Genomic DNA, 17,018 nt, shown 5'->3' with positions numbered 1-17,018 from the left:
CCCTTATTCCAGAAATACCGCGGAACCGGCTTCGCCGGGCCGCCGGTATTGCCCCCGGCAGGGGGTGGGCGGCTACACGAAGTGAGCCAACCTGGGGGCGAGCAACAGCTAGAACGGCTGGAACTGGTAGAGCCAGGTTTCGGACAACGTCTGATCGCCGTTCTTCAGGAAGAGCCGCATGTCAACGGGCTCTGTCCCCTCAGCCGTGAAATCGAACTGCGCCCGCCAGTGCCCCGGCACGCCGTTCGGCACGGCTTCGGCAAAGATGTACGAGAACTTGCCGCGCGAGGCCGTCAGCACCAGTTCGGGCTTGGTGCCGAAAGGCAATGACTCCAGCGGCTTGCCGATGAACTCGACCATGAACTTGCGTACGCCCGCCGGCCTTGGCTGGCCGGGCTGTCCGCCGCGGCCGATGCGCGTCGCCGCAACGCGCGCGAGCGGCGACGGAAAGGGCTCGTCGGCCGCCCAGTGCAGCCGGTACTTGAGGTTGTAGCTCGATCCCGCCGTGGCCGGCGCCTTGGGCACCCAGCAGGCGAGGACGTTGTCGTGGATCTCGTCGTCGGTCGGGATCTCGATGAGTTGCACGGTGCCTTCGCCCCAATTGCCGAGCGGCTCGACCCAGAGGCTTGGGCGCTTGTCGTAGTAGACGCCGTCCTGGTAGTGATCGAACAAGCGGTCGCGCTGGAGCAGCCCGAACCCGCGCGGGTTGGTGTCGCTGAAGGCCGACGCGCGGGTTTGCGTGGGGTTGTTCAGCGGACGCCAGATGCGCTCGCCGGCCCCGTTCCACATGGCCAAACCGTCGGAGTCGTGCACCTCGGGCCGCCAGTCGATGCCGGTGGGCTTCACCGTTTCGGAATACCAGTACATCGAAGTCAGCGGCGTCAGGCCGAAGCGGCCCACGTCGCGACGCAGGAAGAGCCGCGCATCGATCTCCATCAGCACCGCCTTGTCGCGCTGGAGCACGAACTTGTAGGCGCCGGTGATGCTGGGCCCTTCGAGCAGCGCGTAGATGGTCATCGAGTTCGCGCTGTCCGTCGCGGGCGGCTCGAAGTAGAAGCGCGTGAAGGTCGGAAACTCCTCGGCCCGGTCGGGCATGGCCGCATCGAGCGCGATGCCGCGCGCGGACAGGCCGTACTGGTAGAGCTCGCCGATCGCGCGAAAGTACGAGGCGCCCAGGAAAGCCGCCCAATCGTTCGTCTGCCACGGGAGCTTCTTCTGGTCGCCGAGGCGGCTTTCCTGCAGGCGGAAGCCCGCGAAGCCTGCGCCGTCCGGCAACTGGCGCGCCGGGCTGTCGGCAGGCATCGTGAAGTAGGCGCTGTCGTAGACGATCTCGCGGGCAAAGCCGTCGCCGCTCGCGTTCTCCAGGACGTACATGTGAACCGGAACCTGGAAGAAGCGGCCGAGATGGAAGAAGGTCACCGGAAACTGGCCCGGCCCATCCCGGAACAGCGCGTTGTCGGTGTTGAACTTGATCTTGCCGTGCGCGTCGTAGTCGATGCGCTCGAGCACGTCGGCAGGCAGGGACTTGTCCGTGACGTAGGGCTTGGCGCCGAGCGACTTTGCGAATGCAACAAGACGTTCGAAGGAGAAGGGCCGGGGCTCGCTCAGCTTGAGCCCGGCGGCGGCGAGTGCTTCGGCGGGAATGCCGAGGGCGGCGAGCACCATGGAGGCACTGCCGGCGGTGAGGAGTGAACGACGATCGATCATGTGGCCCAAATGGTAACGAGGCTCCGAGATCGACCCCGTAGGCCGAGGGCTGAAGAAAGCACGCCGATGTCGGTATCGTCCTACGATCGAATTCGAAAGCAAGAGCCGGAGTGCCTCGCCGGCCATCGATCCCTACAGTGGACGCATCGACAACGACATGACTGAAGGATGCAAATGAACATGCGCAATCCCAACGAGATGCGGGCCCTCGCCACCGTCAGCGACCCGCGCTGGACAGCCGTGATGGCCCGCGATGCATCGGCGGACGGCAGCTTCTTCTATTCGGTCCGTACGACCGGCGTGTATTGCCGGCCTTCCTGCGGGGCGCGCCAGGCCCGCCCCGAGAACGTGACCTTTCATGCGACGGCGGCCGACGCCGAGCGTGCAGGCTTTCGTCCCTGCAGGCGCTGCAAGCCGGACGCGCCTGCACAGGCCGCGCAACACGCGGCGATGGTGGCCGAGCAGTGCCGCTTCATCGAAAGCGCAGAGCAGACGCCGACGCTGGACGAGCTTGCAGAGCGGGCGGGTCTCAGCAGTTCGCACTTTCATCGGCTCTTCAAGGAAGTGACCGGCGTCACGCCCAAGGCCTACGCCGCGGCGCATCGCGCGAGCCGGGTCCGGCGAGAACTGCTGCGCAGCGACACCGTGACCGACGCGATCTACGACGCCGGCTACAACTCGAACGGCCGTTTCTACGCGAGCTCGAACGAGATGCTGGGCATGACGCCGACGGCGTGGAGGGCGGGCGGCGCCGACACGGACATTCGCTTCGCCATCGGCCAATGTGCGCTGGGCGCGATCCTGGTTGCGCAAAGCGACCGCGGTATCTGCGCGATCGCATTGGGCGATGACCCCGAAACCTTGGCGCGCGATCTGCAGGACCAGTTTCCGCGGGCTCGACTGATTGGCGGCGACGCGGAGTTCGAAGCGCTGGTCGCGAAGGTGGTCGGCTTCGTCGAGGCGCCGGGCGTGGGGCTCGACCTCCCGCTCGACGTGCGCGGCACGGCCTTTCAGCAGCGCGTCTGGCAGGCGTTGCGCGAGATTCCGGCCGGCAAGACCGCGAGCTACAGCGACATCGCGCAGCGCATCGGCGCGCCGAAGTCGGTGCGTGCGGTGGCACAGGCCTGCGGCGCCAACGCGCTGGCGGTGGCGATCCCATGCCATCGGGTGGTTCGCAGCGACGGCAGCCTCTCGGGCTACCGTTGGGGCGTGGAGCGCAAGAGCGCCTTGCTTCAGCGGGAGGCAGAGTCGGCATGAACGCGCGGGACAAATCGCCGGTGCGCGACGAAACCGGCACGCGCGTGGCGGCGATCGATTGGGCACAGGTGAGCGACGATCTGGACGATCAGGGCAATGCCGTGATCCAGGGTCTGCTCACCCCGTCCGAGTGCGAATCGCTCGCCGCGCTGTATGCGGCCGACACGCTGTTTCGCAGCCGCGTCGTGATGGAACGGCACGGCTTCGGCCGCGGGGAATACAAGTACTTCGCCTATCCGTTGCCGGACCTCGTCGGCGACTTGCGCGCGCTGTTCTATCCCCATCTTGCGCCGATCGCGAATCGCTGGAACGAGGTCATGGGGATCGACGCGCGCTATCCGCAGGTGCATGCAGATTTCATCGCGCGCTGCCATGCGGATGGCCAGATGCGCCCGACGCCGCTGTTGCTGCAATACGGCCCTGACGACTACAACTGCTTGCACCAGGACCTTTACGGCGAGCATGTCTTTCCGCTGCAGCTCGTGATCCTGCTGTCGGAGCCCGGTCGCGATTTCACCGGCGGCGAGTTCGTGATGACCGAGCAGCGGCCGCGGATGCAGTCGCGGCCGATGGTGTTGCCGCTGCGGCAGGGCGACGCGGCGGTGATCGCGGTGCACCACCGGCCGGTGCAAGGCACGCGTGGGGCGTATCGGGTCAACCTGCGCCACGGCGTGAGCCGGGTTCGGTCAGGGCGGCGCCATACGGCAGGCATCATCTTTCACGACGCTGCGTGAGGACAAGGGCTCCCATGACGCTGGACTTGTTCGAAGACGCCGCTGAATCCGAGCTGCCCGCGCTGGAGCCCCTGGAGCCGGGCGCGGTCGTCTTGCGGCGCTTCGCCAAGACCCGGGAGACCGAGCTGCTCGCCGCCATTCAACAGGTGATTGAGCGGGCGCCGCTGCGTCACATGGTCACGCCGGGTGGCTTCCGCATGTCGGTGGCGATGACCAATTGCGGCGAGCTGGGCTGGGTGACCGATCGGACGGGCTACCGTTATGACGCGATCGACCCCGACAGCGAGCACCCTTGGCCGCGCATGCCGGGCGCATTCACGCGGCTGGCTGCCGACGCGGCTTCGCAGGCCGGATTCCAGGACTTCGTGCCTGATGCATGCCTGGTCAACCGCTACGAGCCGGGCACGCGCCTTTCACTGCATCAGGACCGCAACGAGCGCGACTTCAGCCAGCCCATCGTCTCCGTGTCGCTCGGCATTCCGGTGGTGTTCCTGTTCGGTGGCCCGAAGCGTACTGACAAGGCCCGTCGCGTGCCGCTCGGTCATGGCGATGTGGTGATCTGGGGCGGGCCGGCGCGCTTGCACTACCACGGCGTGCTGCCGTTGAAGGAGGGCGCCCATCCGTTCATGGGGGCGTGCCGCATCAACCTCACTTTTCGCAAGGCAGGTTGAGCAACCCCCTGGGAAAACCGGCATCTACGTCGCATGATGCGAGGTGTATCGGCTATCGGCTTGCACTCCAATCACAGCCAGAACAGGAGGTTTCCATGGAAATTCGCAATCCGTCTCCCGGCCTCTACAACGAAGACCTGGCGCCCGCGAAGGAGCGAAACTGGGGTGCCTTCAGCATCTTCAACGTGTGGACTTCCGACGTTCACAGCCTCTGGGGCTACTACCTGGCGGCCAGCCTGTTCCTGCTGTGCGGCAGCTTTACCAACTTCCTGCTCGCGATCGGACTCAGTTCGCTGGTGATCTTCGGGCTGATGAACCTGATCGGCTATGCCGGCGAAAAGACAGGCGTGCCCTATCCGGTGCTCGCGCGCGCCTCATTCGGCGTCTGGGGTGCCAACCTGGCGGCGATGGTGCGGGCGGTGGTCGCCTGCTTCTGGTACGGCGCGCAAACCGCGGCGGCCTCGGGCGCCGTGGTCGCGCTGCTGATCCGCAGCGACGCCATGCTCGAGTTCCACAAGGGCACGCATGTCCTTGGCCACTCGGGGCTGGAGGTGATCTGTTACCTCGTGATCTGGGGGCTGCAACTGCTCATCATCCAGAAGGGCATGGAGACCGTGCGCCGGTTCCAGGATTGGGCAGGTCCGGCCGTCTGGGGCGCCATGCTGCTGCTCGCGGTCGGGCTGTGCATCAAGGCCGGGGGAATCTCGTTCGATCACGGCATCCCGATGGATTCTCTGATCCAGAAGACGCAGGACGCCGGCGTCCCCGGCGAGCCGGGCTCGTTCTGGGCGCTGATGGCGGTCGGCGCGACATGGATCACGTACTTCGCGGCGCTCTACCTCAACTTCTGCGACTTCTCGCGCTATGCCAAGAACAAGGACGCCGTGAGGAAGGGCAACCTCTGGGGCCTGCCGATCAACCTGGTCGCGTTCTCGCTTGTCGCCGGTGTCACCACGCTCGCGGCCTTCAAGGTCTACGGCGAGGTGCTGCTCCATCCCGAGCAGATCTCGGCGAAGTTCGACAGCTGGGTCCTGGCGCTCGTGGCCGCGATCACCTTCGCGGTGGCCACGCTCGGCATCAACGTGGTGGCCAACTTCGTCTCGGCGGCGTTCGATATCTCCAATACCTTCCCCCGGCAGATCAGCTTCAAGAAGGGCGGCCTCATCGCAGCGACGATTGCCCTGGTGCTCTATCCGTTTGCGCCCTGGGAAGGAAACGCCGCGCACTTCGTCAACGCCATCGGTTCCACGATGGGGCCGTTGCTGGGCGTCATCCTGGTCGACTACTACCTCGTGGCCAAGGCCAACATCAACGTGCCCGCGCTGTACCAGGAGCACGGCGAGTACCGCTATGAGGGCGGCTGGAACGTCAACGCCCTGGTGGCTGCAGGCATCGGCAGCGTGTTCTCCACGTTCCTGCCCAACTTCACCAGCTTGCTGCCGGCCTGGTGGAACATCTACGGCTGGTTCTTCGGCGTGGTGATCGGCGGCGGTGTCTACCTCGTGATGGCAACGCTGCGTCCGCGCGCAGCGGTGGTGGCAGCACGCGCCTGAAGGCTACTTCCTGCAGATCCCGAGCACCACCTCCTGATCCGTGCAAGGTCTCGGCGCCGCAGGTTGCGCCCGGGTGCTCGTCGACCGCGCGGCGGAGGCCGTGGCCGCCTGGCCGGAGATGCAGGCGCGCATTCTCTTTTCCATGGGCGCGTAATAGCGCCACCCCTGGCTGAGGGGAGGCAGTTCCAGTTTCACCTGCTTCCACTTGGGATGGCCGTTGGCCTGGAGCTTGTCGAAATTCGTGCACAGCGAATCCGCAAAGCGGACGAGATTCCCGACGGTGGACTGCAGGTTGTAGTCGTAGGTGACCAGGTAGGCCTTCACCGTCAGGGTGGGGATGTCGGCCGTGAGCCATGAGGGGTAGCTGCTGGTGCGTATCACGGCGGGAAAGTAGGTCTTCTTCGCGCGCGCCGTTTCCGGCGCCGCATCGTCCAGCTTCAGGATCTTGATGTAGTTGCGCGCCTCCGGCTTCATGTCCGCGAACAGCTTGGCCGGCTGCCCGGCGACGATGATCGCGACATCGATCGTCTTGTCGACCGTGAGCTTGACGAGCGCATCCTCGTTGCCCAGATACTCGGTGTTGGCCGCCGGCATGGGCTCTCCGAACATCAGGTTGTAGAGCGTCTTGGAGGTGAGCGCCGTGCCGCTGCCCAAGGGTCCGACGCTGATCTTCTTGTTCTTGATTTCGTGGATGGAATTGATCGGCGCGTCGGCGCGGGCGACGAAATAGATCTCCTCGTCGTACAGCGGCATGATCAGTCGCAGCGGGCGGATGATGTTGCCCGCATCGGCGTTGCCCGCCTTCGCCTCGTCCAGGAAAGCCTGGTAGACGTCGGACTGCACCAGGGCCAGCTTCACGCCGGGCTCGAAGCGCATGCGAGAGATGTTCTCGGCGGAGCCCTTCGACTCGAGGACTTCGAGGTCGATGCCGGCAGGCTCGGCGACATACTTGGCGATGTCATTGCCGATCTGGATGTAGGTGCCGGTTTTCGATGCGGTGACGATCTTGTACTGCGCCCGGGTCTGCGCAAGGCCTGACGACACGAAGACCATCAACATCAGCGCGGTCAGTAGGGATCTGATGGGCATGCTGGCTCTCCATTGAAGTTAATGGGTTGTTCTCGTCACTTCTGGCATAGAGCCAGCGCCGCAAGCGTTCCACTGCAGTCGTTTCCCTTTGGCTCGGGGGGCGGTGGGGTCGGGGTTTGGGCTGCGGCTGGGGCTGGGGCTGGGGCTGGGGCTGCTGGGGCTTGCGGCTTGGCGGGCTCGCCGAGTCCGAGCGCCTTGATCGCTTCCTGGGCGGAATCTCGACGTTGCGGCGGGACCGGGCTCTGGACCTGGACCTGAGGCGGCGGCGTGACCGGCCCGGAAATTCCGATCGCCTTCGATGCCTTCTGCGCCGCGTCGCGGAGCTGTTCACGCTTGGATTGCTCCTGCAGTCGCCGATCGAACGCGTCTCTCAAGGCCTCCACGCCGGGGTCGTCTGCGTGGTCGGTCTCGAGTTCCTCGAGCACGCGCGCCGCGACGCCGAAGTCGCCACGGTTCAAGGCGCTCTGCACCTGCTCCACATTCGCCTTGAACTCCCGCTGCCTGCCGGCCTCGCTTTCGTTGTCGAGATACAGGTTGTCGATCAACAGGGCGATCCCGACCAGTGCCCCCGCCGCCAGGACGCTGATGACGAGGCGAATCGGCAGGATGGAACTGCCCGCCCAATGCCTGCGGCTGCTGCCATCTCCGAGTACTTCCTCCTGCCAGAAAGCGCCAGGGCGAACGAGGCCGATCTCGGGGTCTGACTCGTCGTTGGCCGCAGCGGTCGTCGGGATGGGATAGCCAAGCGACTCGTGCTGTTCCGGCTGCACGGTGTCGGCGAAGTCCACCACGTCCATGGGCGCCCGTGAAGTGCCCCCGGAAGGAGCGCGCTCGGGCTCGGAAGTCGGCTTCGCGTCAGGAATGTCGAGGACGGCGGACTGATCCTTGCCACAGAACGGACAAATCCGGACCCCATGCTGCAACAGCGCAGCGCAATGCATGCAGGGCACTGAGTACGACGGGTCCGGATCGGCCATGTTCATCATTGCTGGGAACGAATGTCTTACACGGAGACGGAAGCAGCGCCATTTTGGACCTACGTTCCCGTCGATCCAACGCCGCCCGGCGTTCGCGGCGCGAGTTCAAGTGTCTCGCCTACGGCAAGGACGAAAAACTGGTCTTCCGACATACCCCATGCGTCGCGCAGTTCCGCCAACTTTCTCGGCGGCTCGTCCAGTGCCTCGTCGGTCAGGTTGAAGACACCCCAGTGGATGCCGAGCGACCGCTTGGCACCGACATCGCCGTGGATTCGAAGCGCTTCCTCGACGTCCACGTGTTGCGTCTGCATGAACCAGCGCGGTGCGTAGGCACCGATGGGGATCAGCGCGATGTCGAAGCCGCCGCCATGCGCGGGCGTCTGCCGATCGGCGAAGTGCCTGCGGATGTCGGCGAAGTCGCGCGAATAGCCCGTGTCGCCGGTAAAGAGCAGGTGGCAATCCGGCGCGAGAACGACAAAGCCGCCCCACAGTGTCGCCATGGCGTCGGTCGGGCTTCGCGACGACCAGTGCTGCGCGGGTACGAGCGCCACTTCGACGTCGCCTTGCGGTCCCGGTACGCGATGGCGATCCCACCAGTCCAGTTCCACCACGTTGCGAATGTCGTGCGAAGCCATCCACGCCTTGAGGCCCAGCGGAACGACGAAGAGCGGCGGGCCGCCGGGCTGCCGGTTCAGCGCGGCCACGGAAGGCAGGTCGAGATGGTCGTAATGGTTGTGCGACACCAGCACCAGGTCCACGTGCGGCAGGTCGGCCAGCGCGATGCCGGGCGGCGTCTGCCGCTTCGGGCCGAACAGCGGCACGGGCGAGGCCCGCTGGGAGAACATCGGATCGGTCAGCGCCGTGAGCCCGCCCATCTGGGCCAGCACCGTGGCGTGGCCGACCCAATTGATGGCCGGCACCATTTCGGCGCGTGCGCCCGCGTTGGTGCGCAGCCATGAGAGGTCGGGCGGCACCCTCGGCGTGGGCGCGAGAGGAGGGGGCGGCAGATGATTGCGGATCGCATCCCTGCGCCAACTCAGGAGTTCCGAAAGGCTCTTCGGCTGGAACTCGATGTAGTTGTTCTGGAAGCCGCGCGCGCGGTGGTGTGGTTTGCCGGGGTCGTCGGAGGAGGCCATCGTTGGCCGCAATCTATCCCGCGATCAGCTTTTGCACCAGTTCCGCGGTGGTCGCCGCCGCGTATTTGCGCATCAGCCGCGCGCGATGGATCTCGACCGTGCGGTGGCTGATGGCGAGCGCCTTGCCGATTTCCTTGGATGTCCGGCCCTGCATCACCTGTGCCGCGACCTCGCGCTCGCGCGGCGTGAGTTCGGCCTTGCCGGAGCGCCGCGAGCCCAGGTCCTCGAAGGTCCAGATGCCTGCCTCGTGCGGCGCTTCGCGGTTGAGGGCCTGGCCGCTCACGTGGCACCAGAAGGTCTCGCCGGCAAAGGCGCCGTGCAGGTTGCCCAGCCTTTTCATCATCCGGTTGTCGGCATAGCGCCCGCTTGTGTTCAGGATGGGCTCCATCCGCTTGCCGATCCGCTCGAATTCGACGACGCTCGGGTACAGCACCTGAAAGGATTGGCCGATCAGCGCATCGCGCGTGGTGCCGAACATCTCGCACAAGCGCGCATTGCAGTCGATGATGTTGCGGTGACTGGAAAGCACCATGCCGACCGGCGCGAGTTCGAAGGCGAGCCGGTAGTCGATGGTCTGCAATTCCTTGTCGGGTGTCTCCATTACGAAATACTACGTATGCATATACGTAGTATCGTCGAAAGCTCAGATTCAACCACCACCACCACCATCGAACGAGGAACCATGGCGAACAAGATCTACCCCTCCGCCGACGCGGCGCTCAAGGGCGTCGTGGCCGACGGCCAGACACTCGCCGTCGGCGGCTTCGGCCTCTGCGGCATTCCCGAAGCGCTGATCGATGCACTGCACGACTCCGGCGTCAAGAACCTCACCTGCATCTCCAACAACGCCGGCGTCGACGGCTTCGGCCTCGGCAGGCTGCTCGGGACGCGCCAGATCAAGAAGATGATCGCGAGCTACGTGGGCGAGAACAAGGAGTTCGAGCGCCAGTACCTCGCGGGCGAACTGGAGCTCGAATTCACGCCCCAGGGCACGCTGGCCGAAAAGCTGCGCGCGGGCGGTGCGGGCATCCCGGCCTTCTTCACCAAGACCGGTGTCGGCACGCAGGTGGCCGAGGGCAAGGAGCTTCGCGAATTCGACGGCGAGACCTACGTGATGGAACGCTCGCTCGTGCCTGACGTGGCACTGGTCAAGGCCGACGTCGCCGACAAGTCGGGCAACCTGCGCTTCCGCCTGACGGCGCGCAACTTCAACCCCGCTGCGGCGATGGCCGGCAAGATCTGCATCGTCGAGGTCGAGAAGATCGTCGAGGTCGGTGAGATCGCACCGGACGACATTCACCTGCCGGGCATCTACGTGCATCGCATCGTGCTCAACAGCACGCCCGAGAAGCGCATCGAGAAGCGCACCGTGAGCGCCGAGGCGCCGGTCGACGCCGTGGCCGCCAAGGTCCAGGCGCAGGCAGCGATTGCGCAGGCCGCAGCCGGCAGCGACGTTCCGGCCCCCATCAAGAACAAAGGAGCCTGAAATGAAAAACCCCCACGTTCGGCACTTCGTGTCCTCTCTGCCCCCCGAGGGGGCGCAAGCCTCCCTTGAGGCGGCTCGGCGGGAGGCTTGATATGCCCTGGACCCAAGACCAGATGGCCGCACGCGCGGCGCAAGAACTCGAAGACGGCTTCTACGTCAACCTCGGCATCGGCATCCCCACGCTCGTCGCGAACTTCGTCGGCGACAAGGAAGTGTGGCTGCAGAGCGAGAACGGCATGCTGGGCATCGGCCCGTTCCCGACCGAAGACCAGGTCGACGCCGACCTCATCAACGCCGGCAAGCAAACCGTGACGACCATTCCCGGCTCCGCCATCTTCGGCAGCCATGACAGCTTCGCGATGATCCGCGGCGGCAAGATCAACCTGTCGATCCTCGGCGCGATGCAGGTCAGCAGCAAGGGCGACCTCGCCAACTGGATGATCCCCGGCAAGATGGTCAAGGGCATGGGCGGCGCGATGGATCTCGTCGCCGGCGTGAAGCGCGTGATCGTGCTGATGGAACACGTCGCCCGGAAGAAGGACGGCACCGAAGACCTCAAGATCCTCGACAAGTGCACGCTGCCGTTGACGGGCGTGGGCGTGGTCGACCGCATCATCACCGACCTGGCCGTGATGGACGTGGTGCCCGAGGGCCTGAAGGTCGTCGAACTCGCGCCGGGCGTGAGCTTCGAGATGCTGCAGTCGAAGACCGGCCCCAAGCTGATCCAGTAACAGCAACAGTCATGAGAGGCGCTCTCTAGCGCGCAGGGGCAGGGTCGTGCGAACGAGCCCTGCCTTTTTCTTTTTGGAGAGCACGACATGGATGCGACCGAAGTCCTGAAAGATATCTGGCGGCAAGCGGGCCTGCCGAGCGATGCGTTGGCATTCGCGCGGCTCCGCGGCGCGGACCCCGTGTTGCCTTCATCATTCGCCGTGGGCGCCGCGGCGCAGGGCACCATTGCCGCCGCTGCACTTGCGGCCTGCGAACTGGGCCATGCGCGCGGCGCGCCGCGGCAGCATGTCGACGTCGACATGCTGCATGCGGCGCTCGAATGCACGGGTTGGTTCAGCATCGACGGTCGCGTACCCGATCTGTGGGACCCGTTCTCGGGCCTCTATCGCACTGCCGATGGCTGGGTGCGCATTCATGCCAACTTCGCGCACCACCGCGACGGTGCGCTGCGGCTGCTGGGGCTCGACCCGGCCACCACCGTGCAGCGCGCCGATGCCGAGACCGCCATCCAGGCATGGAAGTCGCAGGACTTCGAAGACGCGGCGGCTGCCAAGGGCTTGGTCGCGACCGCACTGCGGCGCTTCGACGACTGGGATGCCACGCCGCAGGGCAGGGCGCTCGTGTCGCAGCCCTTGTTCACCATCGAACGCATCGGCGATGCACCGCCCCACGCGCTGCCGCCTCTGGGCGCGGATGCGCGGCCGCTGTCCGGCGTGCGTGTGCTCGATCTCACGCGCATCCTCGCCGGCCCGGTGGGCGGACGCGCTCTCGCGGCCTACGGCGCGGATGTGATGCTGGTCAACTCGCCCAGTCTGCCGAACATCGAGGCGATCGCGGATACGAGCCGCGGCAAGCTTTCGACGCATGTCGACCTGGGCAGCGAGGCGGGCCGCGATGCGCTCAGCCGACTGCTGAAGGATGCGCACGTGTTCATCCAGGGCTATCGTCCGGGCGGCATCGCGTCGCTGGGCTTCGGTCCCGAGGATGCGGCGCGCGCCCGGCCAGGCATCGCCTACGTTTCGCTGTCGGCTTACGGAACACTCGGCCCATGGGCAGCACGCCGGGGCTTCGATTCACTCGTGCAGACGGCCATGGGCTTCAACCACGCCGAGGGCGAAGCGGCCGGCGGCGGCAAGCCAAGGCCATTGCCGATGCAGATCCTCGACGAGGCGACGGGCTACCTGATCGCGATGGGCGCAGCCGCTGCGCTATGGCGCCAGCAGCGCGAAGGCGGCAGTTGGCACGTCCAAGTGTCGCTGGCGCAAACGGGGCATTGGCTGCGCGGCCTGGGTCGGGTGGCGGACGGATTCCGGATCCAGGTGCCCGACAAGACGCCGTATCTGGAAACCTCCGCATCGGGCTTCGGCGAATTGAGCGGATTCAGGCACAGCGCGCAGCTTTCGCGCACGCCGGCCGCGTGGCCGCGCCCGTCGATGCCGCCGGGGAGTCATCCGCCGGCGTGGCCTTGAGTACTAGACAGGGTGTTTAAAGGCCTCAGCCCCGCCGCGCCGCCTCCAGTGTGGCAATGTCGATCTTCTTCATGGTCATCATCGCGTCGAACACGCGCTTGGAGGCCGCGCGATCGGGATCGGACAGTGACGTGATGAGAATGCGAGGGGTGATCTGCCAAGACAGCCCCCAACGGTCCTTGCACCAGCCGCACTCGCTTTCCTGGCCGCCATTGCCGACGATCGCGTTCCACAAGCGATCGGTCTCGGCCTGGTCGTCGGTCGCGATCTGAAAAGAGAAGGCCTCGCTGTGCTTGAAATGCGGGCCGCCGTTCAGTCCGACGCAGGGGATGCCGGCGACCGTGAACTCGACCAGAAGGACATCGCCCTGCTTGCCGTCGGGATAGTCGCCCGGTGCGCGGTGGACGGCGCCGACAGCGCTATCGGGGAATGTCTTGGCGTAGAAGTTTGCGGCGTCAAGGGCGGTGCCGTCGTACCACAGACAGATCGTGTTCTTGCTGGTCATTTCGTGTCTCCTGAAGTTGAGCATGCGGCATCCGCCGCGGTCCAAAAAAACTCCCATCGTCCTCATCGCGAGACGTCGGTTTGTCGGACGGGACTGATGTCATCGTAGGGATCCGCCCCGGCGGTCGCGCGGCGCTGCGGAACGGCGCCATCATCGCGGGAGTGGTCGCTCTTGTCGCTCTACTGCGGCGCTGATCGCGTCCTGGCGCAAAGCCGAGGGCGGAACGCCGAACCAGCGCCGGCAAGATCGCGTCATCGCCGACTGTTCCGAGAAGCCGAGGAGGTCCGCGAGTTGGCCCAGCGGAATCTTCGTCTCGCGCAGATAGTGCATGGCGGCCTCCTTGCGCACTTCTTCGCGAATGAGCTCGAAGGTGGTGCGTTCGGCGGCAAGGTGACGCTGCAGGGTGCGTGGATGGATAGCAAGCAGGGCTGCGACATCGGTCTTGCTGCCTTGCGGGGTGCCTAGGATATGGCGCAATGCCAGGCGAACACGGGCCGAAACGCTTTCGCCCGGGACTCGAAAGTGCCTCGCCAAATAGTCTTCCGTGATCTTCCGCAATGCAGGGTTCGCTCCCCGTAGGTCAGCGCGCAGCGTTTCGCGACTGACGTGCAGGGCGGCATGCGGCTGCTCGATGAAGACGGGCGCACCGAAGAATCGCTCGTAGACGGAGTGCGGCGCAACGGGCGTATGCGGCAGCGCGACCGCGCGCAGATGGTACTGCTGGCCCGCGAGCAGGCGGGTGATGTGGTGCATGTCGCCGAGGCACAGATCGATCGTCTGACGTTGCGCCGGCAGCCTGGCGAGCCGGATCTCCAGAGTCATCTCCGCGGCCCCTTCGATCAGCGAGCTGTCGTCATGAATCCCCATCACCAGCCCGGGGCTGTGTACGAACAAGTGGCGAGAAGCGTAGTCCATGGCCTCCCTGACGGTGGGCGCGTTCTGTAGAACGATCCCGAGGGGACCGAGGATGCTGACGTCCTGAACATGCGCAAGGCGCAAGCCCAAATCCGCGCAGCCCGTCTCGACGGCGCTGGCCTCGAGAAGATGGACGCAGGAACGCAGAGACAGCAGCGCGTCATCGTCTTTCAGCGAGTCCGATGGAATCCGGTATCGCTGCAACAGGGGCAACGGGTCGGCACCCAAGCCTCGCATGAGGGCCGCGTATCCCCGCAGTCCGCTCGCCCGCACCATGTCTGTCATGTCTCGAAATGTCAAACATGAGTCTCGCAATGTCAAGAAGCGAGGAGGGTGGGCGGGAATACTCCCTGCATCACATCGACCCTTAGAGGCAGAAGCGCATGGAGACAAATTTCGACGTACTGATCATCGGTGCCGGCCTGTCCGGCATCAGCATGGCCTGCCATCTGCAGATGGAATGCCCCACCAAGCGCGTGGGTCTGCTGGAGCGGCGCAAGGCGATCGGCGGCACCTGGGACCTGTTCCGCTACCCGGGCATCCGCTCGGATTCGGACATGTTCACCTTCGGCTACCGGTTTCGCCCGTGGCATGAACTGAAGGTGCTCGCGGACGGTCCTTCGATTCGTCGCTATGTCACCGATACGGCGCGCGAATACGGGGTCGACAAGAACATCCGCTTCGGCATCAAGACCACCGAAGCGTCCTGGTCGAGCGAGCAAAAGCGCTGGACCATCACCGCGGTCGATGAAGAAACCGGCGAGGCCCGCGTGTTCACCTGCAACTACCTGGTCAGCTGCACCGGCTACTACAACCACGACGAAGGCTATCTGCCGAGCTTCCCGGGCGTCGAGCGATTCAAGGGGCAGTGCATCCATCCCCAGCGGTGGCCGGAAGGCCTGGACTACCGCGGCAAGCGGGTCATCGTGATCGGCAGCGGCGCGACCGCCGTGACGCTCGTGCCGACCATGGCTCGGGAGACCGCGCACATCACGATGCTGCAGCGCTCGCCGAGCTACGTGTTCTCCGTGCCGGCCTACGACAAGATTTCTGCCGTGCTGCGGCGCGTTCTCCCGGATCGCTGGGTCTACGGCATGGCCCGTCGGCGCAACCTGTTCCTTCAGCGACTGATCTACAAGCTCTCGAAGCGCTGGCCCGATCAGATGAGAGCGTGGCTGCTGTCCGGCGTGCAGAAGCACCTGGGCAAGGACTTCGACATGAGCCACTTCTCGCCCCGCTACAAGCCCTGGGACGAGCGCCTGTGCGCCGTGCCGGATGCCGACCTCTTCAAGGCGATCCGGGAGGGCAAGGCCTCCATCGTGACCGACCACATCGAGACCTTCACCGAGAACGGCATCCGCCTGAAGTCCGGCAAGGAACTGCAAGCCGACATCATCGTGACTGCGACCGGCCTGCAGCTTCAGTCCTTCGGCGGCATGGCGTTGCGCGTGGATGGCCGAGCGCTCGCCGTGAACGAGTTGATGACCTACAAGAGCGTGCTGCTTCAGGACGTGCCGAACATGGCGTGGCTCTTCGGCTACATCAATGCACCCTGGACGCTGAAGGTAGACATGGCGTCGAGCTACGTCTGCCGCCTGCTCAATCACATGGACCGCAAGGGGGTCGATGTGGTGACGGCCCGCGCGCCGGAGGGAGAGATGCAGGACGAAGACATCGTGGCTGCGCTCCAGTCGGGCTACGCGCGGCGTGGCCGGGCGATGGTGCCGCGCCAGGGCCGCGGGCTGCCGTGGCGTGTGTTGCACAACCCCGAGAAAGACCGCGTGATGCTGCTCAAGGATCCGGTGGAGGATTCGGCGCTGGAGTTCGGCGGCGGATCGCTGCGCGCCGCGCCGCGTCTTGCAGGCGCCTGCCGCGAGCGCCCATGAAATCCATCGAATCCTCGTTCGTCAGCCAGGGCCTGCGCTGCGCAGGGACCCTGCTGATGCCCAGCCAGGGCGATCGCCCCCCCGTCATCGTGATGGCGCACGGCTTTGCCGGCGTGCGCGCGATGCTGCTCCCGCATGCCACGCGCTTCGTCGAGGCCGGCTACGCCGTGTTCCTGTTCGACTATCGCAACTTCGGCGACAGCGAGGGCCAGCCGCGCCACTGGGTGGATCCTGCACGGCACTTGAAGGACTGGGACGCCGCGATCCGGCACGTCAGGACGCTCGAGGGCGTCGACGACCGGCGCATGGTGCTGTGGGGTACTTCCTTGTCCGGCGGGCACGTGACCTGCATGGCGGCGCGCGGACATCGCGTGGCTGCGGTCATCGCCGGGCATCCGCTGATGAGCGGTTGGGCTGCGATCACTTCGCTCAGCCCGTCGGCCGTCCTGCGGCTGACTTTCGCGGGCCTGCGCGACGTCGTCGGCAGCCTGTTCGGCAGGCCGCACTACGTGCCCGTCGTCGGCCGGCACGGCGATCTGGCTGCGCTGACCGGCCCCGAAGCCTGGGACGGCATGGAGAAGCTGAAGGCCATCGCCGACGTGCCGTGGGAGAACAAGGTCCTCGCTCGCGTGCTGCTGAAGATTCCCCGCTACAACCCGATCCGGAGCGCCCGCAGGGTTCGGGTGCCGACGCTCGTGATCGCCGGGTCGAACGACACCATCGTCTCGGCGGCCATCGCGCGAAAGGCAGCGGGCCGCATGCGGAACGCGGAGTTCACGCTGCACGCCTCCGATCATTTCCAGCCGTACTACGGCGATTACCTCGACAAGAACGTACGAACGCAATTGGCGTTCCTGCGCAAGCACGTGGCCGTGTGACGCGCAGCCATCTCACGAAACAA

16 protein-coding genes are annotated in these 17,018 nt (G+C 65.7%); 9 read left to right on the top strand and 7 right to left on the bottom strand.

The window, feature by feature from the left end:
* Positions 1-108 precede the first annotated feature (108 nt).
* Positions 109-1,707 carry an OpgD/OpgG family glucan biosynthesis protein gene (locus AC1DHL_RS25280; RefSeq protein WP_478104396.1) on the bottom strand — a complete coding sequence of 533 codons (1,599 nt, stop codon included), beginning with the start codon at positions 1,705-1,707 and terminating at the stop codon, positions 109-111.
* Positions 1,708-1,881: 174 nt separating this feature from the next.
* Here AC1DHL_RS25280 and ada point away from each other — a divergent pair, with 174 nt between their 5' ends.
* The 4 genes from ada (at position 1,882) to AC1DHL_RS25260 (ending at position 5,922) form a co-directional block, all read left to right on the top strand.
* Complete coding sequence (ada, locus tag AC1DHL_RS25275; protein WP_478104395.1) at positions 1,882-2,964, top strand: bifunctional DNA-binding transcriptional regulator/O6-methylguanine-DNA methyltransferase Ada; 1,083 nt, start codon at positions 1,882-1,884, stop codon at positions 2,962-2,964.
* Positions 2,961-3,698, top strand: coding sequence for a 2OG-Fe(II) oxygenase (locus AC1DHL_RS25270; RefSeq protein WP_478163764.1), 738 nt, complete (start codon positions 2,961-2,963; stop codon positions 3,696-3,698). Before ada ends, AC1DHL_RS25270 begins: the two co-directional genes overlap by 4 nt.
* A 14-nt stretch (positions 3,699-3,712) precedes the next feature.
* Positions 3,713-4,369, top strand: coding sequence for a DNA oxidative demethylase AlkB (alkB, locus tag AC1DHL_RS25265; protein WP_478104392.1), 657 nt, complete (start codon positions 3,713-3,715; stop codon positions 4,367-4,369).
* Between the two features lie 95 nt (positions 4,370-4,464).
* On the top strand, positions 4,465-5,922 hold the full coding sequence (locus tag AC1DHL_RS25260; RefSeq protein WP_478163763.1) for an NCS1 family nucleobase:cation symporter-1: 1,458 nt from the start codon (positions 4,465-4,467) through the stop codon (positions 5,920-5,922).
* A 3-nt stretch (positions 5,923-5,925) separates the two neighbouring features.
* Here the strand turns inward: AC1DHL_RS25260 and AC1DHL_RS25255 are convergent, their stop codons facing one another.
* The 4 genes from AC1DHL_RS25255 to AC1DHL_RS25240 are packed head-to-tail and all read right to left on the bottom strand — an operon-like array spanning position 5,926 to position 9,704.
* On the bottom strand, positions 5,926-7,011 hold the full coding sequence (locus tag AC1DHL_RS25255) for a TAXI family TRAP transporter solute-binding subunit (protein WP_478163762.1): 1,086 nt from the start codon (positions 7,009-7,011) through the stop codon (positions 5,926-5,928).
* Positions 7,012-7,046: 35 nt separating this feature from the next.
* Positions 7,047-7,988 carry a hypothetical protein gene (locus AC1DHL_RS25250; RefSeq protein ID WP_478163761.1) on the bottom strand — a complete coding sequence of 314 codons (942 nt, stop codon included), beginning with the start codon at positions 7,986-7,988 and terminating at the stop codon, positions 7,047-7,049.
* Between the two features lie 59 nt (positions 7,989-8,047).
* Positions 8,048-9,124, bottom strand: a complete 1,077-nt coding sequence (locus tag AC1DHL_RS25245; protein ID WP_478163760.1) for an MBL fold metallo-hydrolase — start codon at positions 9,122-9,124, stop codon at positions 8,048-8,050.
* Between the two features lie 13 nt (positions 9,125-9,137).
* Positions 9,138-9,704 (bottom strand): LuxR C-terminal-related transcriptional regulator, encoded by a 567-nt coding sequence (locus AC1DHL_RS25240; RefSeq protein WP_478104438.1) that lies wholly within the window; start codon positions 9,702-9,704, stop codon positions 9,138-9,140.
* Positions 9,705-9,806: 102 nt separating this feature from the next.
* Here AC1DHL_RS25240 and AC1DHL_RS25235 point away from each other — a divergent pair, with 102 nt between their 5' ends.
* The 3 genes from AC1DHL_RS25235 (at position 9,807) to AC1DHL_RS25225 (ending at position 12,811) form a co-directional block, all read left to right on the top strand.
* Positions 9,807-10,610: a CoA transferase subunit A gene (locus tag AC1DHL_RS25235; protein WP_478104386.1), complete on the top strand. Its 804-nt coding sequence runs from the start codon at positions 9,807-9,809 to the stop codon at positions 10,608-10,610.
* 92 nt (positions 10,611-10,702) lie between these two features.
* Positions 10,703-11,341 carry a 3-oxoacid CoA-transferase subunit B gene (locus AC1DHL_RS25230; protein ID WP_478104385.1) on the top strand — a complete coding sequence of 213 codons (639 nt, stop codon included), beginning with the start codon at positions 10,703-10,705 and terminating at the stop codon, positions 11,339-11,341.
* A gap of 87 nt (positions 11,342-11,428) precedes the next feature.
* Positions 11,429-12,811: a CoA transferase gene (locus tag AC1DHL_RS25225; RefSeq protein ID WP_478163759.1), complete on the top strand. Its 1,383-nt coding sequence runs from the start codon at positions 11,429-11,431 to the stop codon at positions 12,809-12,811.
* Between the two features lie 25 nt (positions 12,812-12,836).
* Here AC1DHL_RS25225 and AC1DHL_RS25220 read toward each other — a convergent pair whose 3' ends face one another.
* Both AC1DHL_RS25220 and AC1DHL_RS25215 read right to left on the bottom strand, forming a co-directional pair.
* Complete coding sequence (locus tag AC1DHL_RS25220) at positions 12,837-13,316, bottom strand: VOC family protein (RefSeq protein WP_478104382.1); 480 nt, start codon at positions 13,314-13,316, stop codon at positions 12,837-12,839.
* 150 nt (positions 13,317-13,466) lie between these two features.
* Positions 13,467-14,516 carry an AraC family transcriptional regulator gene (locus tag AC1DHL_RS25215; RefSeq protein ID WP_478163758.1) on the bottom strand — a complete coding sequence of 350 codons (1,050 nt, stop codon included), beginning with the start codon at positions 14,514-14,516 and terminating at the stop codon, positions 13,467-13,469.
* Between the two features lie 98 nt (positions 14,517-14,614).
* On the opposite strand from AC1DHL_RS25215, the gene AC1DHL_RS25210 reads away from it, so the two are divergent.
* Positions 14,615-16,117: a flavin-containing monooxygenase gene (locus tag AC1DHL_RS25210; protein WP_478163757.1), complete on the top strand. Its 1,503-nt coding sequence runs from the start codon at positions 14,615-14,617 to the stop codon at positions 16,115-16,117.
* On the top strand, positions 16,114-16,995 hold the full coding sequence (locus AC1DHL_RS25205; protein WP_478163756.1) for an alpha/beta hydrolase: 882 nt from the start codon (positions 16,114-16,116) through the stop codon (positions 16,993-16,995). Before AC1DHL_RS25210 ends, AC1DHL_RS25205 begins: the two co-directional genes overlap by 4 nt.
* Positions 16,996-17,018 lie beyond the last annotated feature (23 nt).

It is taken from the genome of Variovorax sp. 10L426 (assembly GCF_056395305.1).
The sequence above is the reverse complement of the archived record's forward strand: the minus strand, read 5'-3'. Positions and strand labels throughout refer to the sequence as shown.